Origin of the sequence: Dolosigranulum pigrum ATCC 51524 (assembly GCF_000245815.1) — a bacterium.
GTDB lineage: Bacteria > Bacillota > Bacilli > Lactobacillales > Carnobacteriaceae_A > Dolosigranulum > Dolosigranulum pigrum.
Genome location: NZ_JH601103.1, coordinates 411,796 through 436,674, shown reverse-complemented (window position 1 = coordinate 436,674; position 24,879 = coordinate 411,796). Strand labels below are relative to the sequence as shown.

At 37.5% G+C, this 24,879-nt stretch carries 24 protein-coding genes, 3 pseudogenes and 2 other annotated features; of the genes and pseudogenes, 15 read left to right on the top strand and 12 right to left on the bottom strand.

Translation table 11 applies throughout. The features are described from left to right. Window positions 1-35 precede the first annotated feature (35 nt). A pseudogene (locus tag HMPREF9703_RS08855) lies at window positions 36-161 on the top strand (5-oxoproline transporter, DUF979 family subunit); the annotation flags it as partial. Window positions 162-242: 81 nt separating this feature from the next. Continuing rightward, window positions 243-509, top strand: a pseudogene (locus tag HMPREF9703_RS02040) (pyroglutamyl-peptidase I family protein); the annotation flags it as partial. A gap of 131 nt (window positions 510-640) precedes the next feature. Here the strand turns inward: HMPREF9703_RS02040 and HMPREF9703_RS02035 are convergent. The 5 genes from HMPREF9703_RS02035 to HMPREF9703_RS02015 all read right to left on the bottom strand — a co-directional run bounded on the left by HMPREF9703_RS02035 (window position 641) and on the right by HMPREF9703_RS02015 (window position 4,772). Continuing rightward, entirely contained in the window at window positions 641-1,003 is a 363-nt protein-coding gene (locus HMPREF9703_RS02035) for a hypothetical protein (RefSeq protein ID WP_004635139.1), read from the bottom strand. A 128-nt stretch (window positions 1,004-1,131) separates the two neighbouring features. Beyond that, window positions 1,132-2,046 (bottom strand): MetQ/NlpA family ABC transporter substrate-binding protein, encoded by a 915-nt coding sequence (locus HMPREF9703_RS02030; protein WP_004635138.1) that lies wholly within the window; start codon window positions 2,044-2,046, stop codon window positions 1,132-1,134. A gap of 64 nt (window positions 2,047-2,110) precedes the next feature. Next, window positions 2,111-2,941, bottom strand: a complete 831-nt coding sequence (locus tag HMPREF9703_RS02025) for a MetQ/NlpA family ABC transporter substrate-binding protein (RefSeq protein ID WP_004635136.1) — start codon at window positions 2,939-2,941, stop codon at window positions 2,111-2,113. A gap of 25 nt (window positions 2,942-2,966) precedes the next feature. Beyond that, complete coding sequence (locus HMPREF9703_RS02020) at window positions 2,967-3,653, bottom strand: methionine ABC transporter permease (RefSeq protein WP_004635134.1); 687 nt, start codon at window positions 3,651-3,653, stop codon at window positions 2,967-2,969. A gap of 36 nt (window positions 3,654-3,689) precedes the next feature. Then, the gene (locus tag HMPREF9703_RS02015) at window positions 3,690-4,772 is read right to left on the bottom strand and encodes a methionine ABC transporter ATP-binding protein (RefSeq protein ID WP_004635132.1); all 1,083 of its coding nucleotides are present in this window, start codon (window positions 4,770-4,772) and stop codon (window positions 3,690-3,692) included. 65 nt (window positions 4,773-4,837) lie between these two features. After that, window positions 4,838-5,080 (bottom strand) — a binding site (T-box leader). A gap of 279 nt (window positions 5,081-5,359) precedes the next feature. Then, window positions 5,360-5,651 (top strand) — a binding site (T-box leader). 117 nt (window positions 5,652-5,768) lie between these two features. Between HMPREF9703_RS02015 and HMPREF9703_RS02010 the strand changes: the two genes are divergently transcribed. Next, the gene (locus HMPREF9703_RS02010; RefSeq protein WP_004635131.1) at window positions 5,769-7,046 is read left to right on the top strand and encodes an O-acetylhomoserine aminocarboxypropyltransferase/cysteine synthase family protein; all 1,278 of its coding nucleotides are present in this window, start codon (window positions 5,769-5,771) and stop codon (window positions 7,044-7,046) included. A 68-nt stretch (window positions 7,047-7,114) separates the two neighbouring features. Here the strand turns inward: HMPREF9703_RS02010 and HMPREF9703_RS02005 are convergent, their stop codons facing one another. From HMPREF9703_RS02005 to HMPREF9703_RS01990, 4 genes are all read right to left on the bottom strand, one after another. Beyond that, window positions 7,115-7,996, bottom strand: a complete 882-nt coding sequence (locus HMPREF9703_RS02005) for a homoserine O-succinyltransferase (RefSeq protein WP_004635130.1) — start codon at window positions 7,994-7,996, stop codon at window positions 7,115-7,117. Between the two features lie 34 nt (window positions 7,997-8,030). Then, complete coding sequence (locus HMPREF9703_RS02000; protein ID WP_004635129.1) at window positions 8,031-8,501, bottom strand: S-ribosylhomocysteine lyase; 471 nt, start codon at window positions 8,499-8,501, stop codon at window positions 8,031-8,033. Between the two features lie 407 nt (window positions 8,502-8,908). Then, window positions 8,909-9,475 (bottom strand): sugar O-acetyltransferase, encoded by a 567-nt coding sequence (locus HMPREF9703_RS09255; protein ID WP_004635128.1) that lies wholly within the window; start codon window positions 9,473-9,475, stop codon window positions 8,909-8,911. Window positions 9,476-9,784: 309 nt separating this feature from the next. Then, the gene (locus tag HMPREF9703_RS01990; RefSeq protein ID WP_040376793.1) at window positions 9,785-10,012 is read right to left on the bottom strand and encodes a hypothetical protein; all 228 of its coding nucleotides are present in this window, start codon (window positions 10,010-10,012) and stop codon (window positions 9,785-9,787) included. A 467-nt stretch (window positions 10,013-10,479) separates the two neighbouring features. Here HMPREF9703_RS01990 and HMPREF9703_RS01985 point away from each other — a divergent pair, with 467 nt between their 5' ends. From HMPREF9703_RS01985 to HMPREF9703_RS01955, 7 genes are all read left to right on the top strand, one after another. Next, a complete protein-coding gene (locus HMPREF9703_RS01985) occupies window positions 10,480-11,586 on the top strand; it encodes an IS30 family transposase (protein WP_004635127.1) in 1,107 nt (368 codons plus the stop codon). A 113-nt stretch (window positions 11,587-11,699) separates the two neighbouring features. Further along, window positions 11,700-11,900 (top strand): hypothetical protein, encoded by a 201-nt coding sequence (locus tag HMPREF9703_RS01980; RefSeq protein ID WP_004635126.1) that lies wholly within the window; start codon window positions 11,700-11,702, stop codon window positions 11,898-11,900. A gap of 154 nt (window positions 11,901-12,054) precedes the next feature. Beyond that, entirely contained in the window at window positions 12,055-12,561 is a 507-nt protein-coding gene (locus HMPREF9703_RS01975; RefSeq protein WP_040376792.1) for a hypothetical protein, read from the top strand. Window positions 12,562-12,879: 318 nt separating this feature from the next. Further along, complete coding sequence (merR, locus tag HMPREF9703_RS01970; RefSeq protein WP_004635123.1) at window positions 12,880-13,278, top strand: mercury resistance transcriptional regulator MerR; 399 nt, start codon at window positions 12,880-12,882, stop codon at window positions 13,276-13,278. Between the two features lie 38 nt (window positions 13,279-13,316). Continuing rightward, a complete protein-coding gene (gene merT, locus HMPREF9703_RS01965; protein ID WP_002510753.1) occupies window positions 13,317-13,601 on the top strand; it encodes a mercuric ion transporter MerT in 285 nt (94 codons plus the stop codon). Between the two features lie 181 nt (window positions 13,602-13,782). After that, window positions 13,783-15,426 carry a mercury(II) reductase gene (gene merA / locus HMPREF9703_RS01960; protein ID WP_004635122.1) on the top strand — a complete coding sequence of 548 codons (1,644 nt, stop codon included), beginning with the start codon at window positions 13,783-13,785 and terminating at the stop codon, window positions 15,424-15,426. A gap of 390 nt (window positions 15,427-15,816) precedes the next feature. Beyond that, window positions 15,817-16,284, top strand: coding sequence for a GNAT family N-acetyltransferase (locus HMPREF9703_RS01955; protein WP_004635121.1), 468 nt, complete (start codon window positions 15,817-15,819; stop codon window positions 16,282-16,284). Window positions 16,285-16,545: 261 nt separating this feature from the next. On the opposite strand, the gene HMPREF9703_RS01950 is transcribed toward HMPREF9703_RS01955, so the two are convergent. Continuing rightward, complete coding sequence (locus tag HMPREF9703_RS01950) at window positions 16,546-17,631, bottom strand: tyrosine-type recombinase/integrase (protein WP_004635120.1); 1,086 nt, start codon at window positions 17,629-17,631, stop codon at window positions 16,546-16,548. On the opposite strand from HMPREF9703_RS01950, the pseudogene HMPREF9703_RS01945 reads away from it, so the two are divergent. Further along, a pseudogene (locus HMPREF9703_RS01945) lies at window positions 17,618-18,646 on the top strand (ISL3 family transposase); the annotation flags it as partial. The gene HMPREF9703_RS01950 and the pseudogene HMPREF9703_RS01945 sit on opposite strands and share 14 nt — an antisense overlap. A 213-nt stretch (window positions 18,647-18,859) precedes the next feature. Here HMPREF9703_RS01945 and HMPREF9703_RS01940 read toward each other — a convergent pair. Next, window positions 18,860-19,615, bottom strand: coding sequence for a LytR/AlgR family response regulator transcription factor (locus tag HMPREF9703_RS01940; protein ID WP_004635118.1), 756 nt, complete (start codon window positions 19,613-19,615; stop codon window positions 18,860-18,862). A gap of 17 nt (window positions 19,616-19,632) precedes the next feature. Next, a complete protein-coding gene (locus HMPREF9703_RS01935) occupies window positions 19,633-20,943 on the bottom strand; it encodes a GHKL domain-containing protein (RefSeq protein ID WP_004635117.1) in 1,311 nt (436 codons plus the stop codon). Window positions 20,944-21,512: 569 nt separating this feature from the next. On the opposite strand from HMPREF9703_RS01935, the gene HMPREF9703_RS01930 reads away from it, so the two are divergent. The 4 genes from HMPREF9703_RS01930 to HMPREF9703_RS01915 are packed head-to-tail and all read left to right on the top strand — an operon-like array spanning window position 21,513 to window position 24,348. Beyond that, on the top strand, window positions 21,513-21,932 hold the full coding sequence (locus HMPREF9703_RS01930; protein WP_004635116.1) for an Msa family membrane protein: 420 nt from the start codon (window positions 21,513-21,515) through the stop codon (window positions 21,930-21,932). Then, window positions 21,916-22,803, top strand: coding sequence for an ABC transporter ATP-binding protein (locus HMPREF9703_RS01925; RefSeq protein WP_004635115.1), 888 nt, complete (start codon window positions 21,916-21,918; stop codon window positions 22,801-22,803). Before HMPREF9703_RS01930 ends, HMPREF9703_RS01925 begins: the two co-directional genes overlap by 17 nt. Continuing rightward, window positions 22,796-23,560 carry a hypothetical protein gene (locus HMPREF9703_RS01920; protein ID WP_004635114.1) on the top strand — a complete coding sequence of 255 codons (765 nt, stop codon included), beginning with the start codon at window positions 22,796-22,798 and terminating at the stop codon, window positions 23,558-23,560. Before HMPREF9703_RS01925 ends, HMPREF9703_RS01920 begins: the two co-directional genes overlap by 8 nt. Before the next feature lie 26 nt (window positions 23,561-23,586). Continuing rightward, window positions 23,587-24,348, top strand: a complete 762-nt coding sequence (locus HMPREF9703_RS01915) for a hypothetical protein (protein WP_004635113.1) — start codon at window positions 23,587-23,589, stop codon at window positions 24,346-24,348. Window positions 24,349-24,879: the final 531 nt, after the last annotated feature.

The window sequence follows — 24,879 nt, the reverse complement described above, 5'->3', positions numbered from 1 at the left end:
ACTTTAAAAATAAACATTAACGGATAAAAAAGATTTTTAACGCATTGCCGGCCGCCTTACTCGAGATGCATGATGAGTATGGTGTGATTCGCCAACAAGTGCTTGTGGCCGTGGTGATGCTGTTGGTGCACGTGCCGTTGATGTACTTCTGGGCGTTTTAAGTGACTGGTAATTCCAGGCATGTTAGAGTGGAAGTGTGGAACATATGAACTAGACAAAATAATAATTGGGGGCGTTTGATGATGAAAATTTTAGTAACAGGATTTGACCCGTTCGGCGGCGAAAGTATGAATCCCGCGATTGAAGCGGTGAAAGGTTTGTCAGATGAGATTGGTGGCACCGAGATTGTGAAGTTAGAGATTCCTACCGTCTTTCACAAGTCGGCGGTTGTCTTAGAAGAAACAACGCTTCCGATTAAAGCAATGGTTGAAGCGATTAAAGAAGCGGGATTGCCAAGTTCGGTGTCGAATACGACGGGGACATTTGTGTGCAATCATATTATGTATCAAGCATTGAAGCGATTGTTAACTTCAAAGATAAAGATGATCTGCAAGTTACCAGAGGCGCAACGCACTAAGAGATAAACAAAACCTCGATATTCCGTCCGTTAGTGGGCGGAATATCGAGGTTTTTTGAGTGACTATTGAGCTGATTTGAGTGGTTTATACCAAATCGTGATAAATAAGACGATGAAGAGGACGATGACGGCCGCGTGGAGAATGCCTTTCAGTACAGTTGGGAGAAAAGCAACCAGCTCAATCGCAAGCGGTAAGCCCCAAATAAAAGCAGCTAACCAAAGTAGTGTGAGTCCTGCTTTTTGCCAAGTGAAGGGCTTGAACGAACACCAGAGATACACAATCATCCCAAATAAAATAAGTGATAGGGTGCCGTGAAGCATCCCTTTCTGAGCGGCAGTGAAGTGCGAAGTCAGCATGATAGCAGTCGGGAAGGCGATTAGCCCACCTAATAGCGTGTATAAAGTATATTTGATTCGTTGTGACATAGTAAGCTCCTAACATATTAATGTATTACATACCTATTAAGTGTACCAATTATTTTTGACAAAAAGCAAGTAGAACATCATAAACTCGGCCATCTGATGGATAGCCGAGCTTATTAAGAAGTTTTTATTTATTCTTGGGCATTTAGTTCTTCTAGAAGTGCTTCGAAGTCTGCTAATGGGTCATCATTCTCGGTCCAAATTGGAAGTGAGGCGCTAACTTTTTTTAGAATAGCGGTTGTTTCTTCGGTTTGGTATTCTTCTACAATGCGGGCAAAAATTTCAGAGTCTTTATCTTCGCGGCGAGCAGCGATGAAGTTTTTCTTCGTATCATTGATCTCAGCTCCTGCTTCTACATCATTATAGAGTGCATCTGCTGGATCTAGCCCAGCATCCATGACAGCTCCAGAACTTAAGGTGACGAGATCTAAGTCTCCTAGTGAACGGTAGAGTTGTGAAGGGTCTAATTCGACTAGTTCAATATCATTATGAACCTCTAGAACATCATCAATGGTTGGTGTGAAGCCTACATCAGGCGCTAGTGTAATCAGACCTACATCTTCAAGTGCCAGTAGTGATCGCTCAGCATTCGTCACAGTATTAGGGATACCAATACGGGAGCCAGCTGGGATATCTTCAATGGAATCTATGCCATCTTTTCCATACAAGTAAACAGGAGAGTAGCCAGTGTAGCCAATCGGAACGATATCATCTCCGGTGTCACGCACATATTCCGCTAAGAAGGCGGTATGTTGGAAAGCATTCAATTCAAGATCGCCGGCAGCTAAGGCTTTATTCGGTTGATGATAGTCTCCGAAGACGACAATCTCTAGCTCGATGCCATCGTCTTCTAAGCGGCGCTCAATATCTTGCCAGACATCACCATCTCCTTCTCCGACAACACCAATTCTGACTGTCGTAGGTTCTTCGATTGCTTCTTCTGTTTCGGCGGTTGTCTTGTTTTCAGAGGGGGTTTCGCTAGGTTGGCCACAAGCGGTGAGTAGCAGGGTTGCAGCTGTAATGAGTAAACCTTTAAATAGTGACATGAATAGTCATCCTTTCTATTGGGTAATGATTCGGGTAATAATTGGTTAATGATTTGATTAATGATTAGTCCCAGACAGCGATAGAGGAGCCTTTAGAGATTTCTTCATTTAATTTAACGACATCATCGGTCTGGAAGGCATCGATAATTTTTTGGAAGACGTCACGATTGTCCCCGTTGTTAGCTGCAATGATGTTGACATATGGGTCACTAGATTCATCAACCGGTTCTAAGAAAATAGCATCTTCGGTTGGGATGTAACCGGCATCGACAGCCATACCGGAGTTAATTAAGGCAATGGTCACATCTGAGAGGGAACGAGCAGTCTGTGATGCGTCAAGTTCAGTGATCTCTAAGTTGTGTGGGTTATCTGTGATGTCGTCCAAGGTTGGTGTATGTCCAGCAGCAGGGTCCACTTCGATAAGTCCAGCTGTTTGGAGTAAGAGTAGGGCACGGCCACCATTTGTGACATCATTAGGAATAGAGACTTTATCCCCATCTTTAATCTCAGAAATGTCAGTAATTTTTTCTGAATAAATACCGAGAGGAGCGATGAATGTGTCGGCTAATGGAACGATATCGGTACCATGTTCTTCATTGTAATTGTCCAAATAAATCTTGTGTTGGAAGGAATTTAAGTCGATTTCTTTTTCAGCGAGTGCTTTGTTCGGTTGGTTGTAGTCGCTGAAGGTGACGATTTCGATTGTAATCCCGTCTTGGGCTAACTTGTCTTGGACGTGTTCCCAGACTTCATTATCTTCTCCGACGACTCCGATTTTGATAGGGCCGCTGTCTGCTGCTTCGTCAGTAGTGCCGTTATCTCCAGTTGTTGTGCAAGCTGCTAAGATAAGTGCAAAAAGTCCTAGTAATGTGAGTAGTTTGTGTTTGAAATTCATGAATATCACTCTTTCTATAATGTTATTATTTGTTGTGGTCTGTTTTTCGAATAAAGTAGTTGCCGATTGCTTGTGAGGTGAAGACCAGAATCATGATTAGAACAGTAGCGACGAAGGTAACGTCGGACTGGAATCGGTTGTACCCCCGGGCGATTGCTAAGTCGCCAAGTCCACCTCCTCCAACAGCTCCAGCCATTGCGGTCATGCTGATTAGACTGACAATGGTGACGGATGACACACGGATCAGTGAAGGTAAGCCTTCCTTCAAGTAAACACTGAAGATAATTTCGATCGGGCTGGATCCCATCGCTTGTGCTGCTTCGACCACGCCACTATCCACTTCTAACAAGGCTGATTCGACTTGTTTGGCATAGAAGGGAACAGTTGCGAAGACAAGTGGGACAATCGAAGCCGTCGTCCCGATCGATGTTCCCACAAAAAAACGGGTAATCGGATAAATAAGAGCGAGCATGATAATGAATGGGATTGAACGCATGGTATTGATGGCTTTATCTAGGATGTTGTAGACGAGTTTGTTCTCCAAGATACTTCTTGAGTACGTTACGGTCAGAATAATTCCGAAGATAATCCCCAAGATACCGGCAATAAGTGCAGCTGAGATCGTCATATAGACTGTTTCGATAATGTTTTCGATAATGCGGTCTTGAATGCCAACTACATTCGGGAGATATTGTTCAAGTAATTCAGTCATAAAAAATTCCTTTCTAATTGAGGTGTGTGCGTAAGGTTATCGCTTGCGCCGTTGTTTAGGGACGATTTTTTTCTCGTCACCATCATCGATATATTCTAAGAGTTGGATGCTGATATCATGGGCATCTAAGTAATCATAGGCATCGTAGCGTCGGGCTTCTGGGCCTTTTAGAATAACGATGAGGTGGCCGATTAAAGTATGATTCAGCACTTCGACATTTCCATAAATAATATTAGCATTCACTTCAAAACGCCGGTACAGTTCCTTAATGATCGGGTCACTGGCGCTGTCACTCTTGAAGGCAAGCTTGACAATCTCACTATCTAGATCCAGATCCATTAACTCTGACTGCTGACTGAGCTTATCGAGTGCTTGATCAATTCGAAGCGCCGTGTCGATAAATTCTTTTGTCAGTGGGTTGGCAGGGTCAGTGAAGATTTGGACAATATTGCCTTCTTCGATGACTTCTCCCCGTTCCATGACGGCAACTTTATTACAAATTTCCTTGATGGCCTCCATCTCATGGGTAATGACAACAATGGTTAGGCCTAGTTGTTTATTTAAGTTTTTCAGCAAATTTAGAATAGAATTCGTCGTCTTCGGATCGAGGGCACTGGTTGCTTCATCACAGAGCAAGACTTCCGGTTCATTGGCTAAGGCACGGGCAATACCGACGCGCTGCTTCTGGCCACCGGAGAGTTGCGCTGGGTAAGCATCGTGCTTGTCACTCAATTCAACTAGCTCTAACAACTCATGGACACGCTTAGTCTTCTCTTCTTTCGATAAACCTGATCCGCGTAAGGCGTATAAAATATTGCCCGCCACAGTTCGTGACATCATTAAGTTGAAGTGCTGGAAGATCATGCCGATCTTCTTCCGTGCCTGGCGCAATTCACGGCTGGATAAGGCCAACATATCTTGGCCGTTAACGGTGACGGAGCCGTTTGTCGGTTTCTGAAGTAAGTTGATGGTTCGGACCAGCGTACTCTTACCTGCCCCACTATAACCAACCACACCATAAATATCACCGCGTTCTACTTTGATAGAGACATTCTTAACCGCATGTATGGCTTGTTCGCCTGAACCAAATATAACATCAATATGATCTAATGTGATCACTCTACATTCCCCTTTTCTACATAATAAAAAATACTCGTTCCTCTACTCACTAGAAATCTAATAAGCAGAGGGACGAGTATTGATCGTGGTACCACCCTTGTTCGCAGTAGCTTTCCAACTACTGCCTCATCAGCACATAACGAATCAAGCGTTATAAGCTTAGCGATGTAACGGTCGCACCCGTCTGATCAGCGTGAACCAATCTGACTCTACGGAGCTCATCTTCACTCATTTGTCCATTCTCCCTTCACACCAAACGGGAGTCTCTGTAAATGTACGCATTAGCTACTCTTCTCCAAAGTTTTTATTTCTATGTCTGATAACAGTGTACATAGATTATGAAAAAATGTCAAGAAAATTAAGCAATAGCTGCTAGATAAATTAAGAAAATTATTAATAGACAGGACAGTTATAAGGTGCCAACTTTAGTTTAGAGGTAAACAGGCAGGCAGAGCGGAAGTGTCCTTTGAATATAAAAAAAGTTTAAAAATCAATATTGTATAAAAAGAGGTATATATGTTTAAAAAATAAATTTAATTTTTGTGTTGACAGATAATTTATAGTGTGCTAAAGTCTATATAATTAAATAATAGACGTTGAGAAGGTAAGTACGTTGTTGACCATGCCCAGAGAGCTTGTGTTGGTGAGAGCAAGCGATGCGAGGCAACCGAATATGGCCTTTGAGTGAGAAGATATAAGCGATAGTGAGTATCTTCCGGGCACTCCCGTTATAGAGTAACAGTATAATTTAGTGTAGAATAGAGTGAAGCTGCCTTGGAGCAGGTTATTATTCTGAAGAGCTAAACGTACTGATGGAGCTGCAGCTGGGTGACCGTTGCAGAAAATAAAGGTGGTACCGTGGAAGTCTTCACCCTTTAAGACAATATTATATTGTCTTAAAGGGTGAGGGCTTTTTTTATACCTCTTGTTGTTGATTTATCATTGTTAGGTAGCGATTTTTGGCTAGCTAACTCGCATGTATAAAGGAGAGAGATTATGTCAAATACACATCGATTCGAAACAAAAGCATTGCACGCAGCTCAATCAGTGGGGCAAGAGAAGTCACGAGCGGTTCCAATTCATCAAACGACATCGTACTTATTTGATGATACGCAAGATGGGGCAGAGAAGTTCGCACTGAGCAAGCCAGGGAATATTTATACGCGACTTAATAATCCGACACAAACAGTCTTTGAGTCACGAATTGCAGCCTTGGAAGGCGGAACAGCAGGGTTAGCGGTCGCAAGTGGGATGGCGGCTATTAGCTACACTATCCAAACATTGGCACAAGTGGGGGATCATATTGCATCCAGTAGCAGTATCTACGGAGGAACTTATACGTATTTATCACAACAAGTAAAAAATATTGGATTGAAGACGAGCTTCTTCGACATTAATGATGTCCAGTCGATTAAAGATAGCCTGGAGCCTGAGACCAAGTTAATTTTTATTGAATCAATCGGAAATCCAACAGGGAGTATTCCTGATATTGAGGTGATTGCTGAGATTGCTCATGAACATGGGATTCCGTTGGTAGTGGATAATACGTTCCCATCACCATATTTGTTGAATCCGATTAAGTTTGGAGCGGATATTGTTATTCATTCGGCGACTAAGTTTATTGGTGGTCATGGGACCTCAATTGGTGGTGTTATTGTTGAGAGCGGTCAGTTCGACTGGACACAAAACAATAAATTCCCGCTCTTATCAGAGCCCGATGATTCATATCATGGTCTGATTTTTGCTGAAGCAGTACCTGATGCAGCTTTCACGACTAAAATCCGAGCGGGCCTTCTGCGTGATACGGGGGCAGCCATTTCTCCGTTCAATGCGTTCTTATTATTGCAAGGCGTGGAGTCTCTACATGTTCGAGTAGAACGTCATGTGGAGAATACCGAAGCAGTAGCGCAATTCTTAGCTAACCATGAGAAGGTAGAATGGGTGGATTATGCGGGATTAGCGGATAGCCCTTATTACGAATTGAAGCAAAAATACTTGCCAAAAGGAGCGGGCTCGGTCTTCACGTTCGGAGTGAAGGGTGGCTATGATAAGGCGGTTGAATTCATCGAAGCATTAGAACTCTTCTCACTACTCGCCAACGTTGGTGACGCGAAGTCATTAGTTGTTCATCCGGCTAGTATGACCCACAGCCAATTAACAGAGGAAGAATTAAAATCAGGAGGCATCTATCCAGAAACAATTCGCGTATCAATTGGTATCGAGAATGTGGATGATATTATTGATGATCTAACGCAAGCACTTGCGAAAATTTAAAGTAAATAATTTAAAAAGACATCCAGCATATGTAGCGGATGTCTTTTTAGATTCATCGTTTTATAAGATTAAGCATCTGAAACGGTTGGGTCAACAATATGCTTGATCCAGTTAGTGAAGAAGCGTTCTGCATGTGTCTGCCAAGTGGAACAGTATCCTTGTGTCGGATCATCATTAACGAAATAACAGGTAGGCAATGATGTGTGTAAACCACGCTCCTGATCGCGCTTATATTCAAGGTGCAACGTATCAGTATCATATTCAAAATGCCCAGCAATAAAGACAGATCGGTAGTCCTTGCTGGCAACAATTTGTGCACCTGATTGCTCACTGCCGGCGTATAAAATCAAATCCGAATGACTCTGAATATCACTTAATTGATGATAAAAATAACGGGATTGAGGCACATTAAAATAGGACTCAAATCCATCTGTCAAGCTATTTTTAACACGTGTCTTGAATCGTTCAATCCCAAAAATCTTCTCCGATACTTCAAAGCGAGGAATATCATAATAGAAATGTAAGGCGGCTTGACTAGCCCAGCATAAAAAGAGCGTACTGCGGACATTCGAGTGAACATATGTGAAGATATCAGTTAATTCATCCCAGTAGTCGACTTGCTCAAATGATAAATGTTCAACCGGTGCACCTGTAATGATGAATGCATCGAATGTGTCATCTTTCACATCATCGAAGACGCGATATTGCTTCTGTAAGTAATCATTCATCATGTGCGTTGGGGCGTATGTCTTCGTATAGAGCAGAGTAACCTCTATTGGAAGAGGGGATTTTCCTAGTAATCGCAGTAATTGGTGTTCAGTAGTGATTTTATTTGGCATTAAGTTTAAGATAGCAATCTTAATCGGATGAGTTCGGTTCATTTGTATTTCTGCATTAGATATCATAGACACGTCGGATCCATAACGATTCTGGTCACAAACAATAGGCATAATCATCCCTCCGTTTCCATATATTACTACTATACTAGTAACTAAACGTCAGATCAGTGACATTTTCTAAGACGGTGACGTAATGTTTGGCATAATATTTAGCCATTGGGAGATTCTGGTCGAGATAATTCCCACAGCTACGTGCATCAGCTCCAGGAATTTCACCTTGGAAGCTGGCGGTGAATTGGAATGCACGGATTAATAAATCGAGTAAATCAGCAGGGGCAATCGCATCGGTCGTAATTAAGTAAAAGCCTGTGCGACATCCCATTGGCCCGAAGTAGATAATCTCTTGTTTGAACTGCTCGTCATTTCGCAGATAAGTAGCTACAATGTGTTCGATCGTGTGGATTTCAGCTGTATTCATGACCGGTTCATAATTTGGTGCAGTGAAGCGCAAATCATACGAGAATAGCTCACGATCGCCAATACGATCGGTTCGTGATAAGTACAATCCTGGTTTTAAGTTCAAGTGATCCACTGTAAAGCTTGCAATTTTTTCCATTATTTGTCTCTCCTTTATATGTTTGCCTACAAAAAAATACCCGTTCCTTTGCCGACTAAATGTGTAGTCAACAAAGGGACGAGTATTGTTCGTGGTACCACCCTTATTCGCCTGAGTCTTTCAACGCAGCGCCTCATCAGCACATACTTCCTCGCAGAAATATAAGCCTAGCCATATAACGGTCGCACCCGTCGAGCCAGCGTGAACCAACTCGAATCCTCGGAGCTCATCTTCATTCGCTTAACCATTTTCCCTTCGCACCAAACGGGAATCTCTGTAAACAGCGCTACAAACTACTCTTCTCCTGAAATGATAATCTTATAATATTAATTAGTAGTTTACAGATAGTTAAAGGTAATGTCAAGTAGGAAATTTTATTTTTTTAACAAAATCTAGATAATTCTTCGTCAATTCTCAATGATTTTCAGTACACGTGCGGGAACGCCACCGACAACGGTATTGGCAGGGACATCTTTAGTAACAACGGCACCCGCGGCAATGACGGCTCCTTGTCCGATAGTGACACCACCGATAACAGTGACGCTAGCGCCAATCCAGACATTATCTTCAATAGTGATCGGTCGGGCAAATTCTAATCCCATATTACGCTCAGCTGCCGAGAGAGGATGTTCCGGAGTGTTCAAGCTAACGTTGGGCCCGAACATGACGTTTTTACCAATCGTAATCGGGGCGACATCCAGCATTGTACAATTATAATTAGCAAAAAAATGCTTACCGATTGTAATATTGAGGCCATAATCGATAAAAAATGGCCGACGAATATGACTGCTTTCGCCATGATATTGGCCCAGTAATTCCTCTAGCAACTTATTTTGAGTAGCATGATCGGTGCGGTCCGATTCGTTGAAGGCATCCATTAAGGCATGTTGTTTTGTCATCAAGTCGCGCAAGTACGGATCACGGGGATCATACAGTTCGCCACGAATCATCTTGTTATATTCATGTTTATTCATCAAATCGCTCCTTATGTTTGTTCATTATACTGGTTAACGTATTTTCTGGCCAATATTAACTATTAAGCTACATAAAGATGAATATGATTTACCTAATGAATCCAATTTGTTTAGTGTTTTTAAATCTGGTTCAGGGATAATGAAAATGTTTTTTGACGGAGCATATCAAACAAATCAACGCAAGACGTAAAAACCCCCACAAGTTATAGCGAACTTGTGGGGGTTTGTCTTTATGGTGATAAACATGAAGACTTTTCTAGTACAATTACATGCTTATTATATCATATATTTTTTGTTATATTGAATTTTTTACCAATCATTTGATTCGCAGTAATTATCAAACATTTCAATAGAATCTCGCCAACTGTCATTTTCGCATGTTTTTGATAGTCCATAGTTAGCGATTGAAGCAGCTATTGCTGATGCAACTCCACTCCCAATTGCTTTTAAAGCAGCGATTAAAGTACTGGTTGTGAAAACAGCTCTTTGTTCTAATTTTGCTTTTATTTCTCTGATTTCATTTTCAATATTTGTCATTTCAATTAGTTGATTTATTCCTTCGGGGGTAAGGGAATTGAAAAACTCTTTTACATTTGAAATTTGATGTTCATTTTTTGTTAAATATAAATCTAATTATTATCCAAGCTACAATTCCTGAAAATATTTCAGTAATTGTGTTGAAATTCATATTTAATAAATTTCCTATAAAATATGAACTTATTAAAAAAGTTATCAGAAACAATGGTAACTCTATATACCATTTATTTATTTTATAGTATCCGTTCAGTATAATCACCGCCTTTTTAGTTTTTTATAAGAAATTTAAATATATGATATAATGCATTTTCATTGTATCAATAGTATCAATTGATTTCAAATTTCACTTGGTATTTATGGATTTAGGTGAGTTGTATAATTAAATGCAAGAAGGAAAACACTTAAAAAAAGCCATATTCTCTGTTAATCTGATAGTATCTACACTCATACAGAAAGGACAGAGAAATATGACTCAAGTTAAGTGTACCAAATTAAAGCCAAAAGGTAAACATTTAGATGAAGATGATCGGGAATATTTAGAAAAAATGGCTCGTCAAAATCGTCAGCTCCCTAAGAATAAGCGATTGACTCAAGCAGATATGGCAGATGAATTAGGGGTTCATCCATCAATCATCTCAAGAGAATTAAGACGAGGCCAAGTGACTCAAAAAGATCCATTATGGAGAGAATATACCATCTATTCCGCTAGTGCTGTCCAAGAAAAGATTGATAAAGGAAAAACAAATAAAGGACCAGATCCAGAGTTTGGTCCTGGGGACTCCGTCTTAAAAGCAATAGAAACCATTATTATTTCGCAAAAATATTCGCCTTATGCAGCGCTACAACACTTAAAAAAAGGAGATAAATTCACCCATGATCAACTTCCTTGTTTGAGAAAAATTTATCATTATATTAATGCTGATAAGTTTGAGAAGTTAACACAAGACCATTTACCCCGAGAAGGAAAAACACAAAGACGCACATATCATCATGTCAAAAAACGAAAAAAAGTTGTGCCCCCTAACCGATTGATTAAGTATCGAAGTGAGTCGATAAACAATCGAGAAGAAGAAGGACATTGGGAAATGGATTGTGTCGAATCTGGGAAAGGATACAGTAAAACATGTCTGTTAACTCTCGTTGAACGAAAAACACGAAAATTGATTATTCGAAAAATGACGAGTCAAACACAGGCCCAAGTGCTAAAACAACTAGATGAATTAGAAGACTCTTTGGGGACAGAGCGGTTCAAACAGCAATTTAAATCAATTACAGTGGATAATGGCTCGGAATTCCTAGATTATAAGTCCTTAGAAGGGACTGTCAAATCCCGCGAGAATAAACGGACTCATCTATTCTATTGTCAGCCCTACAGTTCTTATGAGCGAGGATCAAATGAACAGATGCACACACTTCTTCGGCGATTTATTCCCAAGGGGAGTGACATTAGTCAATGGAGCTTGAATGAAATAAAAGAAATCGAGAACACAATTAATGACTACCCGCGATTATTATTTGATGGATTATCAGCTAACGAAAAATTTGAAGCCTTTCAGGAGGCAATTGCCTCCTGAAAGGCCCAGAAGCACTATCGATATACAGAGAAAATATCACCAAAAAGTTATTGCATCTTTTGTTGCAATTCAGATTATTTTTATAATATTAGTATTTTTTAGGAGGAGATTAGATGTCTAAGAAAAAAAATATCTTATTACAAATAATTCTGTCATTATCAATAATATCTTTGGTAATTGATTTATTTGTTAATGAAAACAAATCCCATATATTTGTTATGATAGCTTCAATATTAATTAGTTTAGTAATAACACAGTTGTATTTAGAAAGAAAAGAAATGGATAGGATAAAAGAAGAATCGAAAGAAGAATAAGGAAGGGAACACCCCTTCCTTATTCTTCTTTTGTCCTCGAAGAGCGCTGACATGTTGTTGTGGAAATGGTAACATTGGAATGACAACATGCTAAAACGTTTACTTTTGTCAAAAAAGTAACAAAAATAAGAGCGTAAAAGGGCTAGATAAGCAAGTGTCAATGAATCGAGCTCTAGAGAATATGGGGTTTAATAAAACTCAAAAGAATTCTAATCGATTGCATTCCAAGGAAAATTTTAAAGATTGGCGAAATAGAGAAGTTGCTGAATTGGAACGTTTGATGGGCGAGAGGCGGATTGAACGAAAACAAGTTGGCACACATTCTTATCTGAATCATAGAGAATATAAAGAGATGAAACGCGAAATAGATACCCAAAAAGATAAAGCTCAAGAATTTATGCAAATTAGAGATGAATTGGAAGTGAGATTGAATAAAAAGACTAAGGAAGTTAACAAGAAAGAAAAAAAGAGCACTGAATTATCTAGTGAAAATATGGAGCTGAAGAATAAAAATGACACGTTAACTCAACGTCTCAATCAGTTGAATTGGTATGTTGAAGAGCAAGAGGGTAAAAAAAACTCATTCCAGAGGCATGGTCCAGCTGATTCAGCTGGTTTGGGGTTTAAGGGGCGAAATGAATCCCTTAAAGTAGTTGGATAAATTTTATTATAGTATAGAATATTTTTAGAGGTGTTTTTTATGAAAATAGAAACAAATATTAAGCTATTTTTGTTAGTTTATTTGTTTTTTACTTCATTTTTAGGGTCTTCGGAATATATAGTGGAATTACTTTCTTAATAGTTTAAAAACAACTGGTGTTTAAATCGGATTTTCTGGTGGGATGTTAGGATAATCAATAGTATTATATAAAAGTATCAATCACATACGAGTGATACTTTGGGAAAAAAATAAAATAGTCCAATTTACTTGACCGTGTACTATGGTACATGGTTTATAATATTCATGGGGTGAAATAAGATGATTTATTGCATTAGTGAGTTTGCAGATAAATGTGGAGTTAATAAAGAAACGATCAGATATTACGAGCGAAAAAATTTATTACAAGAACCTTCCCGAACGAAAGCTGGTTATCGGATATATTCAGATGATGATGTTAAGCGTGTATGGTTTATTAAACGGATGCAAGAGCTTGGTTTTTCTTTAAGTGAAATCCACAAGTTGCTTGGTGTTGTAGATAAGGATGATGTGCGGTGTTCGGATATATATGAGTTCGTTTCTCAAAAAGTTGATGAAGTACAACAACAAATTAGAGATTTAATGCGTGTTGAGAATATGTTGAATGATTTAAAAGAATGTTGTCCGAATGAAGAATATTTATATTCTTGCCCTATTATTGAGAAAATGTTTGAGGGTTAAAATCAACTTTTTAGCAGGTGATGTAAATTGGATGTAAATTGACTGTACAAAAGCGAAAAAATGTAAAGGATAATGATAAATTATTGTTTTTAGGAATACCAGCATTGTTGGTTCTATGTTGCGCTTTACCAATCCTTTTAATTGCAATTGGATTGAGTTCTATGGGTGCTTTCTTAATAGGAAAACAAGTTTGGATATTTGGTGCTGTTTTGTTAATTGTCGGACTGATTATGTTGGTAAAAAGAAGAGGTAGTCGTAATACATGTCAGTCGGATTGTTGCCATTCTAAATTCAGTGAAACAGAAGAAAAAGGGGGGGAGTGATTTGAAATCAACATTGTTCTTTAAAAGATTTTATTATCAGCTCTCACTATTGTAAGCCTCTCAGCATGTGGAATATCCAATGGAACCAACATTGTTATTTTAATTTCAGGAATTTATATTTCTTATTATTGGGGGATTGGTCCGGGTGGCATATTTCGATAATTAAAAGGAGTGTTAAAAAATGACTAAGAAAATCAGTATGAAAGTTAGTGGCATGACTTGTATGGGTTGTGAAGAACATGTAGCAGTTGCACTTGAAAATATTGGTGCCAAGAATGTAGAAGCTAGTTTTCGTCACGGTGAAGTATTATTTGAATTACCCGATGATATTGGGATTGAAAGTGCAAAAAAGGCTATTGATGAGGCGAAATATCAACCTGGAGAAATAGAAGAAATATCATCACAAGAAAATGTGGTGTTAGGTAATGAAGGCGATTATGACTTACTTATCATTGGTTCCGGTGGTTCGGCTTTTTCAGCTGCGATCAAAGCGATTGAATACGGGGCAAAAGTAGCTATGATTGAGCGTGGAACGGTGGGTGGAACTTGCGTTAATGTCGGATGCGTTCCTTCTAAGACCTTATTAAGAGCAGGGGAAATCAATCATCTAGCAAAAAATAATCCATTTGTGGGATTACACACTTCGGCTTCAAATGTTGATTTAGCGCCATTAGTAAAACAAAAGAATGATTTAGTAACCGAGATGCGAAATGAAAAATATGTGAATTTAATTGATGATTATGGTTTTGAATTAATAAAAGGTGAAGCAAAATTCGTAAATGAAAATACAGTTGAAGTAAATGGCAATCAAATCACAGCCAAAAGATTTTTAATAGCTACAGGTGCTTCTTCAACTGCACCTAATATTCCCGGATTAGATGAAGTAGATTATTTAACAAGCACTAGCTTATTGGAATTAAAGAAGGTTCCAAATCGTCTTACCGTAATTGGTTCAGGATATATCGGCATGGAATTAGGACAACTATTTCATAACCTCGGGTCAGAAGTCACTTTGATTCAAAGAAGCGAGCGTCTATTAAAAGAATACGATCCTGAAATTTCAGAAGCCATTACTAAGGCCTTAACAGAACAGGGAATTAATTTAGTAACAGGTGCAACCTATGAACGAGTTGAGCAAGATGGAGACATTAAAAAAGTTCATGTTGAGATAAATGGTAAAAAGCGAATTATTGAAGCAGAACAATTGCTAATTGCCACTGGAAGAAAACCAAATACAGAATCATTAAACTTACATGCAGCAGGCGTTGAAGTTGGTTCCCGTGGTGAAATTGTCATTGATGATTATCTTAAAACGACCAATTCCCGAATTTATTCAGCTGGAGATGTCACTCTCGGTCCCCAATTTGTTTATGTAGCTGCTTATGAAGGTGGACTTGCTGCTCGTAATGCAATCGGAGGACTAAATCAAAAGGTCAATTTAGAAGTGGTTCCAGGCGTTACGTTTACTTCTCCATCGATTGCAACGGTTGGTTTAACGGAGCAACAGGCAAAAGAAAAAGGATATGAAGTGAAAACATCGGTATTGCCGTTGGATGCTGTTCCAAGAGCGCTCGTTAATCGGGAAACAACAGGTGTTTTCAAATTGGTGGCAGACGCGAAAACATTGAAAGTGTTAGGGGCGCATGTAGTGGCAGAAAACGCAGGAGACGTAATTTATGCAGCAACATTAGCTGTGAAATTCGGTTTAACTGTTGGAGATCTGAGAGAAACGATGGCTCCATATCTAACAATGGCAGAAGGATTGAAGCTGGCTGTCCTAACTTTTGATAAAGATGTTTCGAAATTATCTTGCTGTGCAGGCTAAGGGAACTTTTTTACAACTCCCTATTCAAGTGAACCAGCTAATGCTTTAAGGGATTTTCTAAGTGCATTTGTGGTCACAAAAATAATTTAACACTGATGATTTCGACATCAAATCTATAATTGATACCTTAACACCGCAGAGTAATAAAGGATGAATAATATGTCAGACTTATTATCCTTACCAGACATTAAAACAATAGAGTGGGAATAGAGTTAATGAGTTAAAAAAAGCCTAGAAATCAATCTTTCTAAGGCTTTTTACTTTATTTTAACAACAATTTAACAACAAAACTATAATTTTCACTATAAACTATACTTATCTTTAATCTACTTTTAAATAGGTATATATGGTATAATATGATAAATTTGAAGGTGTGGAGGAAAAAATAAGATGTTTGTGAGAAAATTTGAACCTAAAGATGCAGAAAAAGTGTCAGAATTAGTTGTAACAACTTTAAGAACTACTAATATCAAAGATTATTCATTAGAGTATATAGAAAATGATGTAAAGATTTTGCAACCACAAAATATTTTAGAAAGAGCAAACTGGATGCATTTTTATGTGGTATGTGATGCTGAAAAGATTGTTGGGTGTGGGGCGATAGGACCATATTGGGATAAAGAAGATGAAAGTAGTCTTTTCACTATTTTTGTACTACCGGATTATCAAGGAAAAGGTGTAGGGCGAATGATTATTGAAACACTTGAGAAAGATGAATTTTTCCTTCGGGCAAAAAGAGTAGAAATTCCAGCTTCTATAACTGCAACACCTTTTTATTTGAAGATGGGATATAATTATAAGAATGGGATTACTCTTCCGGACGAAGAAGGGTTATTGAGATTGGAAAAATATAGATAAATTGAGGCTTTCTTGGCAACAACGGAAAGACAACTCCCAGTTTGTCGAACGTAAAGTATTAAAGACGATAGAAATAAAAAATCTATCGTCTTTTTCATGCCTATTTTCAATTTATATTGTGAGCAATAAATAGGGAAAACTCGCAAGAGTTGCTAACTAGTATTTCAAATGTAATCTCGGAATTATATGAATTATAACTAATAATACGGTAAACACTAATAGTTTACCGTAGGAATCTAAAGTTTAATCGGACAGACTTCGCTAGTCAGACAAAACTTTAGATTGAAAATTTTTAGTATGCTGATTGCCATTAAATTTACTTTTTCTGACAATATTATCACTCACCACTACTTTCCCAGTCATCCTAGTAGCTACTTCTTTCATAGCATTTGGCCTTAAATGAGAGTAGGTTCCAAGTGTTGTCTTAATATCAGCATGTCCTAGACGATTTTGCATTTCTAAATCATTCATTCCTAGAGAGAGCATAAAGCTGGCATGAGAATGCCTTAAATCGTGGATCCTTATTGATTTTATTTTTGCGTAATCACTATGAGATTTTAGAACACGTTTAAGAGTTGATTTTACCAACGGACTATCTGCTATGGAAAATACAAATTTACATTCTCCTATTTGAGATTGTGCTTTCTTCCAATATTTCAAATGTTCTAATGTATCATCATCAAGATACAAAAGCCTTACACCTGATATAGATTTTGTATCAGTAAGATACCACTCTTTTTGGCTTTTATAATACATTGAGCAGTTTATTAAAGCAGTACCTTTTTCAAAATCTATTTTCGACCATTCAATAGCTTGTAATTCACTTGTCCTAACTCCAGTCATAAAGAAAAACCAAAATGTAGTAAAATACAATAATTCATAGATATTAGATTTATCAAATGTACTAATGAATAGCTGAAATTCTTCTACCGTCCAAAAATCAACTTTAGGACGGTCTTTTTTTACGTTTCCTACCGTCTTAGCAACATTATTTGACAACATACCCAATTTAACTGCTAAATCAAAAATCTGTTGTAACATTTGATGAACAGAACGAATATAATTATTAGATAACCCCTCTATAAACATTGCATTTTGCCACTTCTTTACATGAGGTGCTTGAATATCCGATAACTTCATATTCTCAAAAAATGACAGTCTTTTAAATTTTGATTGTGTCATATCAAAAGTACGTTTTCTTACTTGGCTCTTATAGTCTGGTATAAAATAATCATCAAGAAACTTTTTAAAAGTCATTGTGCTATTAACAGTTATAGAACCTTTACCAAAGTCGGCAAGCATACGTAAGCGCCACTCTTGAGCTTCCTTTTGCGTTTTAAAGTCCATTCAAGAGCAATCCATGTCTAAGACCTTTGTAGAAGTCGCAGAAAGCGTTGGTGTTGACGAGAAAACCATTAGGAACGTTTTTAAGGACTATGTGGCACTCAAAGAACGTGAATACCAGTTTGAAACTCCTAAGTGGCTTGGGATAGACGAGATACATATTATCCGTAGACCTCGGCTTGTATTGACTAATATTGAACGCAGGACTATTTATGACATCAAGCCTAACCGTAACAAGGAAACAGTCATCCAACGTCTTTCAGAAATCAGTGACAGGACTTACATTGAGTACGTCACAATGGATATGTGGAAGCCCTACAAAGACGCAGTGAACACTATCCTTCCACACGCTAAAGTTGTCGTAGATAAGTTTCATGTAGTTAGAATGGCTAATCAAGCCTTAGATAACGTCAGAAAGTCTTTGAAAGCCCATATGAGCCAAAAAGAAAGACGTACCCTTATGCGTGAAAGGTTTATCCTTCTAAAGCGTAAACACGATCTAAATGAACGTGAATCATTCCTCTTAGATACTTGGTTAGGTAATCTTCCTGCTTTAAAAGAAGCCTATGAACTCAAAGAAGAGTTTTACTGGATATGGGATACTCCTGATCCAGATGAAGGTCATCTTCGTTATAGTCAATGGAGACACCGTTGTATGTCCAGCAACTCTAAAGACGCATATAAAGACCTCGTGAGAGCCGTAGACAACTGGCATGTCGAAATATTCAACTACTTTGATAAAAGGCTCACTAATGCTTATACGGAGTCAATTAACAGCATTATTAGGCAGGTAGAGCGAATGGGTAGAGGTTACTCGTTTGATGCCTTACGAGCCAAAATCCTTTTCAATGAGAAGCTCCATAAAAAGCGTAAGCCACGATTTAATTCAAGTGCTTTCAATAAAGCTATGTTATACGATACTTTCAATTGGTATGAAGTGAATGATCACGACATTACAGACAACTTTGGTGTCGATTTTTCCACACTTATTAAGAATTTGGAGAAGGGTGATTTATAAGTCCTTTTCCACCATAAAATCCGAATACCCTTTATTATCACTTATCTTTTTAAAACATATAGAAAATAATTTATATCGAATTGACCGGAAGAGTTAGTATAATATATAAAATATGAACGTATCAAAAATTATGGGAAGTTATTTCTTAGCTAGTGAATTAAATTTAAAAGCCGTTACAATTATACTTCATAAGTAGTTGTAACGGCTTTTATATTAGTTTTTATTTGGGTTAGAAAATTTTTCTTTGATTGATTTAGCACGTCTGAAAGCATACTGAATAATATGATTGTTTTTTAGGACAATATCACGATTTTTATAATTGATAGACACAACATTACCAGGGTTAATTAAAGCTGATTTGGAAATACGGAATAATTCAGGGAAATTTTCTTCGCACTTTATTAAACTTCCAGAAAATTCATATTCACCCAATGTAGTGGTTAGCGTTAATTTGTGTGATTCTTCAATACTAGTCTGTAGGTATAAAACTTTCTCAAAATCAATATTAACTGTCTCTCCATATCTAGAAAAAGTAAATAATTGTTTTTTTTCGTCAAGAGAGGTAGTTAATCTATTATATGCGATGTTCAGTGTTTCAAAAATATTTTTACGTAATTCCTCTACATTAGACGGTTTTTCAATGAATGACATAGCTTCTAAATTACGCTTAAATGTTAAAGGAGCAGCGTGTTCATCCGTTGTAATAAATACTATTTTTGCATTTACATCATTTTTACGAATGACTTCTGCTATATCCAACCCGTCGATTGTACTATTTAGGTGAACATCTAACAAGAAGACTCCTTTTTTGGGTTGATATGTTTCTAAATAATCTAAAACTTCGTGTGGAGAAGATGTTATTAATGACACATTAAAACGAGATTCATAAAAACCTGTATAAAGGTTAATAATTTGTTTGATTGCGTTTAATTGACCAATTGAGTCTTCGCAAATAATGAGTGGATACATTGGCTGAATCCTTTCAATTATAATTTGGTAGTAATAATTTTTGCAGAAAAAATGGTGTTCTTTTCGAATAACACTGTGAGATTATTATGTTTTTTCTCAATTTTAGTTATTGTTGATAATCCCATTCCGCGATCATTTCCTTTCAGAGAAAATCCTTCTTGTTTAAAATTACGGAGGGTGTAATGATCAGGTATGTAGGGATTAGAAATAACAAGTTCCATCACTTTAGTGTGGCTAGTAATCAATATATCAATATGTTTTTCTTCAATTGTCGTAACGTATTCTTGTGCATTATCTAATAGGATACCGACCACACGAATGAAATCAAATGTATCTATATATATATTATCTAGTGGCTTACGACATTCAAATTGACAGGTAATTCCCAATTCGGTAAAGGTAACTAATTTAGCTAGAATAATACTCTTTAGAGCAGGATGTTTGATATTATGAATATCTTTATATTGAAATGTTGAGTGACTGAAATAGTCTTTGGAATAATCGATTAATGAATGCATCATTTCTTTCAGACCAGCTAAGTCATTGTTTTCAATAAAACTGGTGGTGGATAGCATTAAATTTTTATAGTCGTGTTGAAATTCTTTAGTTTTATAGGTTTCTTCTTCGACAATATGATTATATTTAGTGAGTGCTTCTAAATGTTGATTGGATAGTTCGTGTTGGAATTTTAATTGTAAATATTTGTGTAAAGCATATAAAAAACCTACAGTAATGATTACAAATATGATAGTTATGGTAAGTGTAAAATAAAGAAGTTTACGATACAAATCAAACCATTGAATAAAGATAAAATATGATGAGAATAAAATATTGAGGATTAATAGTGAGTATGTTACTATTTTTTTGGCCTTAACTTGGTCGATATTGGATGTAAAATATGGGTAGATTTTTTTATAAATAGCAATTGACACAATAAACGTTAGTATCTTTAGAGTAATCATGACTAATATGTGGTTATGTAAATTGTAATATTTTAGGGTATTGATGGGTAAAGCAACCAAGAATTCTACAATTCCTTTGGTATAAACGAGTAGAAGAATTGAATTAAGTACTTCGAAATTTATTCTTTTCAACGAAAAAAATATGCCATACAATACTAAACCATATAGTAAAGCCACAATATCAGTGGCATAAAAAAGATCATGTATAATCATAGAAAAAATCCAAACAACGGGAACTGATATACTTACAAAAATTCTCTTTAAGACAGGTTTATTTTGAGTGAATAAAAAATTGAACGTAGTGAAGAACAAAGATACGTCAAGTAATATTTCATAAATAAATAGAATGATTGGATTAACAAACATAAAAACACCCTTATAAATTATCTATATAAGGGTATTTTATCATGTTATTAATATTTATGTCTAGCATCTTTTATGTTTTGACAGTAAACAGTTAAATATAGCACGATGTGTATTTGTTTTATTACTATAACCACCGTAAATTTTACGTAATTCACGTTCCTTAAGTACCTTAATGTCCTTTTTCTAATTAGATTTGTCATTAAAATCTCCTCCAAATAATAATTATATATAGATTAATATTCATTGTGGTTACGGTAATTTAGTCATCGTAAACGTAGTAATAATGCTTCTAACCGTTAGGGTGCTTGACAGATATTACGTTTAGGAGCGAAAAATAAACGAATAAGAAAGAATACGTTGTGTCATATGAATGACTAGTATACTAGTATTATCAACTGGCAAAGAAGGAGGGAAATGAAGTGAGGCAACTATATCAGCGATATATGACTAAATTTCCGATAAGCATGTTGTTATATTATGTATATGAAAAGTATGGACTACAAGATTGTATGGCTATTCATTGGTTACATAATATGTTAATTGGGAAATTTGTATAAGGAGTAAGTAAAATGTATAGAAAAATATTATTGTCACTTATTAGTACATTGATAATTTTTGGTACAGGGATTTATTTAAATGTATCAATGTCTCTTTTGATGTTTGCTGTAATATCATATGTATTACCGTTAATGGGCAATATAGTAATTGATTATTATGTACAAACAGAGAATGTATTAATAGGAAGTGGTATCATTTCTACGATTACCACGACAGGTTATGCTATTTTTGCGATACTGATGGAAAATAATATCAATTTTGATGGATTTATTAGACAGCACACATATCGTAGCGGGAATATGACAATGGGACTTGAACCGGGATTAGCAGATATGAGTCAATTAATTTTTGTTTTCGCATTGAATCTATCCGTATTATATTTTATTCAATATTTAAGTAGAGGAGATTTTTCGCATGTTAGACGTAAGTAATGTAAGCAAGCAATATAGTGGTAATGATTTTTATTCACTAAAGGATGTCAGTTTTACGATAGAAAAAGGAGAAATTGTTGGTTTAATCGGGAAGAATGGCGCAGGGAAGACGACGTTACTGAAGTTGTTAGCGAAGTCTCACTTCCCAACGACTGGAGTTATTCGATATAGAGGGCTGGATATATTCTCAGAAGATAATGTCTTGCGTCCATTTGGGTTGATGATTGAGACGGTTTATTACAGTCATTTAACAGTGAAACAAAATATAGAATTTTACTTAGATATTCACGATCAATCAGAATATAAGAAAAATATTCAGTCCGTACTGGAAACAGTTGAGTTATGGCACAAGAAAGATTTTAAGCCAGATGGGTTCTCTTTTGGGATGAAACAGCGCTTGTCACTGGCAATGAGTTTAGTGACGAATCCTGAATTTATGATTTTAGATGAACCATTTGTAGGATTGGATCCAGATGGCGTGAATGATCTGATGCGTATTTTGAAGCAGTGGGCTGCAGATCGTGGCACATCAATTATTGTCTCAAGTCATCAATTGAATGAATTAGAAGCCATTTGTGATCGTTATTTGTACATTGAAGGTGGTGCACTTAAGAAACAATTTGGCAAAGCAGCTGTTGAAGTCACTGTGATTGAATTGGTCGATGCACTGCAAGACAGAGACGCGTTATTCAGTGCATATGAAGCTATTCAGGCCATCTCAGAAGATGGCAAACAAATTGAAGTCGATTCAAATAGTGAAGCCTTCCACCAAATTTTGGGTACTATTACAGCTAGCCATAATATCAAAAAGATTTTCACCAAAGAAAATGCATTAAATCAATATTTCAAAGGGAGCAGAGACCATGAGTAAACTTAACCAAGTTGTATTTCACAATACATTGCGCAAAAAAGAAGTATGGGTATATCTAGCATTTACCCTTCTGCCACTCCTTGTTTTTGTGACGGAATTAACGGACACGAAATTCTTACGCTTAACGGGCGATTTTTCAGAGATGAACTTCCTGGATTTTTATGGAACGACGCTGGGGATTATTGATGGCATGATTCTGCCAGCTATCGTCATCGCCTATATTGCCTCTACGATGTTCTACGGCGAAATTAACAAGGGGATTTTATTTTTATACAAAGATATTAATCGAAAAAAAGTTATGAATTCAAAGGTGTTCTCGCTGATGAAAACGTATGGGGTGTATCTATTGTTGGTCATGCTCTCATCGTTAGTGATTTACTACTTCTTCGTTATCCAGATGAAAGGTGGCACCTTTTCGCTTCTAGGTAGTGTAGCACCTGTGACGTATTATAGCGTGTTAGGCGTGTTAGGGCTGTTCGGGATAGACATTGTGGCGATATTGGTAGCAGCTAATTTATCTGTACGATTCTCAACAGGTGTCACAGTGTTGGGGACGATTTTCTTCCTGTTCCTCATGCAAGCTATTAGCCGAGTCGATGGCTTGAATTACTTATCGCCAATGAGTTATCGCGAGCTATTTAATGTCGGACAGATGACGTTTAGTATGAGTTTTATACTGCTAGTTTTCTTGTGTGTGGTGTATGTCGTGAGTGCGTACACCTTATTGTACCGGCAATTTAGCAAGGTGGAGTATTAACGTGAATAGAATCAGGAGAATGACTAATGACAACATTTAACCAAGTGCTGTTAAAAAATAACTTAATGAAGTGGGAGGTCTGGCTTTATTTAGCATTCGCGCTGTATCCATTACTTGTCTTCATTGGGCAATTGTTTCAGGTGAATTTTATGCAATTAGATAATTTGGCGAACGTGACATTGCTGGAAGCTTACAGCAAACTACTGGTTGGTGCGAATCAAATGCTCGCTCCAGTGATCATTATCAGTTATGTGATAGCCACCATATTTTATGTAGAGATCAATAATGGGTTGTTGTTTTTATTCAAGGATATCAATCGCAAGAAAGTATTCACCGGTAAAGTCACAGCCTTGCTAGGCGTGTACGGTGTGTATATGATGATACTCGCTATGGCCACCATTATCACTTATTATTTTTATATTGTCCCTACTATCGGCGCTTCGGGAGCACTTATCCCGACAGGAGCATCGGCCTGGTCTTATCTGATAATCGAGTTAATCGCAGCCATCGCCATTGATATCATCATTATTCTAGTAGCCATCAATTTATCGCTACACTTTTCGCCAGGCATTACGATTATGGGCACCGTCTTTTTCTCCCTGCTAGCAGAACTCGCAGCGAAATTAGACACCCTACGCTACATTTTCCCCAATAGCTACAAGACCCTCTTCCACAGTGGCCAGATCACCTTCGTCACCGCCATCTCGATCGTGATCGGATTATTCGCACTGTACGCCATCATCCTCTACATGAACGCGAAGAGCCGATTTGTAAAAATTGAATATTAGCCAGGAAGCCAAGTGAGCTTACAGTAGTCATCTGATGAAGCGGTGAATATAGTTGGAGTTGCTGGACAGAATAACGACACCAAAATACTCCCCGTAAAGCACTGTCACAGACAGTCTTCACGGGGAGTTTGTTGTGCGCCCGGCATGGGCGACAACTTGGTGGTGAAAGTCCACTATAAGCCTTTACAGTAGGAATTATTAGCCAAAGGCAAGGGTGTCCATCGTGAGGTGGAATCTGAAGGAAGTCAGAGGCAAACACCTGCACTGACGAACAGAAATCTCATAAAGAAGGCCGGATAGGTGTGGATAAGCTTGCAATACAAAGTGAAGTCCAATACTGTACGAGCACCGTCAGGTAAATGAGGCAGTGACATGGGTGGAAGGTTGTCGCTCTTACCCGGGGAGGTCTGTCTAGCGGGAAACTGTAGCAATAGCGAATAGACAGAAGTCAGCCGACGTCATAGTAGTGCGCATTGCGCATGAAGGACAGAACAATATCAATACAGAGTAAAGATTGGAGGTTAGGAGTTG

Excerpts from the sequence above, each read along its gene's own strand:
- HMPREF9703_RS02035 (WP_004635139.1), bottom strand. The coding sequence starts at position 1,003 with ATGTCACAACGAATCAAATATACTTTATACACGCTATTAGGTGGGCTA.
- HMPREF9703_RS02030 (WP_004635138.1), bottom strand. The coding sequence starts at position 2,046 with ATGTCACTATTTAAAGGTTTACTCATTACAGCTGCAACCCTGCTACTC.
- HMPREF9703_RS02025 (WP_004635136.1), bottom strand. The coding sequence starts at position 2,941 with ATGAATTTCAAACACAAACTACTCACATTACTAGGACTTTTTGCACTT.
- HMPREF9703_RS02020 (WP_004635134.1), bottom strand. The coding sequence starts at position 3,653 with ATGACTGAATTACTTGAACAATATCTCCCGAATGTAGTTGGCATTCAA.
- HMPREF9703_RS02010 (WP_004635131.1), top strand. The coding sequence starts at position 5,769 with ATGTCAAATACACATCGATTCGAAACAAAAGCATTGCACGCAGCTCAA.
- HMPREF9703_RS02005 (WP_004635130.1), bottom strand. The coding sequence starts at position 7,996 with ATGCCTATTGTTTGTGACCAGAATCGTTATGGATCCGACGTGTCTATG.
- HMPREF9703_RS02000 (WP_004635129.1), bottom strand. The coding sequence starts at position 8,501 with ATGGAAAAAATTGCAAGCTTTACAGTGGATCACTTGAACTTAAAACCA.
- HMPREF9703_RS09255 (WP_004635128.1), bottom strand. The coding sequence starts at position 9,475 with ATGAATAAACATGAATATAACAAGATGATTCGTGGCGAACTGTATGAT.
- HMPREF9703_RS01990 (WP_040376793.1), bottom strand. The coding sequence starts at position 10,012 with ATGACAAATATTGAAAATGAAATCAGAGAAATAAAAGCAAAATTAGAA.
- HMPREF9703_RS01985 (WP_004635127.1), top strand. The coding sequence starts at position 10,480 with ATGACTCAAGTTAAGTGTACCAAATTAAAGCCAAAAGGTAAACATTTA.
- HMPREF9703_RS01980 (WP_004635126.1), top strand. The coding sequence starts at position 11,700 with ATGTCTAAGAAAAAAAATATCTTATTACAAATAATTCTGTCATTATCA.
- merR (WP_004635123.1), top strand. The coding sequence starts at position 12,880 with ATGATTTATTGCATTAGTGAGTTTGCAGATAAATGTGGAGTTAATAAA.
- merA (WP_004635122.1), top strand. The coding sequence starts at position 13,783 with ATGACTAAGAAAATCAGTATGAAAGTTAGTGGCATGACTTGTATGGGT.
- HMPREF9703_RS01955 (WP_004635121.1), top strand. The coding sequence starts at position 15,817 with ATGTTTGTGAGAAAATTTGAACCTAAAGATGCAGAAAAAGTGTCAGAA.
- HMPREF9703_RS01950 (WP_004635120.1), bottom strand. The coding sequence starts at position 17,631 with ATGGACTTTAAAACGCAAAAGGAAGCTCAAGAGTGGCGCTTACGTATG.
- HMPREF9703_RS01940 (WP_004635118.1), bottom strand. The coding sequence starts at position 19,615 with ATGTATCCACTCATTATTTGCGAAGACTCAATTGGTCAATTAAACGCA.
- HMPREF9703_RS01935 (WP_004635117.1), bottom strand. The coding sequence starts at position 20,943 with ATGTTTGTTAATCCAATCATTCTATTTATTTATGAAATATTACTTGAC.
- HMPREF9703_RS01930 (WP_004635116.1), top strand. The coding sequence starts at position 21,513 with ATGTATAGAAAAATATTATTGTCACTTATTAGTACATTGATAATTTTT.
- HMPREF9703_RS01925 (WP_004635115.1), top strand. The coding sequence starts at position 21,916 with ATGTTAGACGTAAGTAATGTAAGCAAGCAATATAGTGGTAATGATTTT.
- HMPREF9703_RS01920 (WP_004635114.1), top strand. The coding sequence starts at position 22,796 with ATGAGTAAACTTAACCAAGTTGTATTTCACAATACATTGCGCAAAAAA.
- HMPREF9703_RS01915 (WP_004635113.1), top strand. The coding sequence starts at position 23,587 with ATGACAACATTTAACCAAGTGCTGTTAAAAAATAACTTAATGAAGTGG.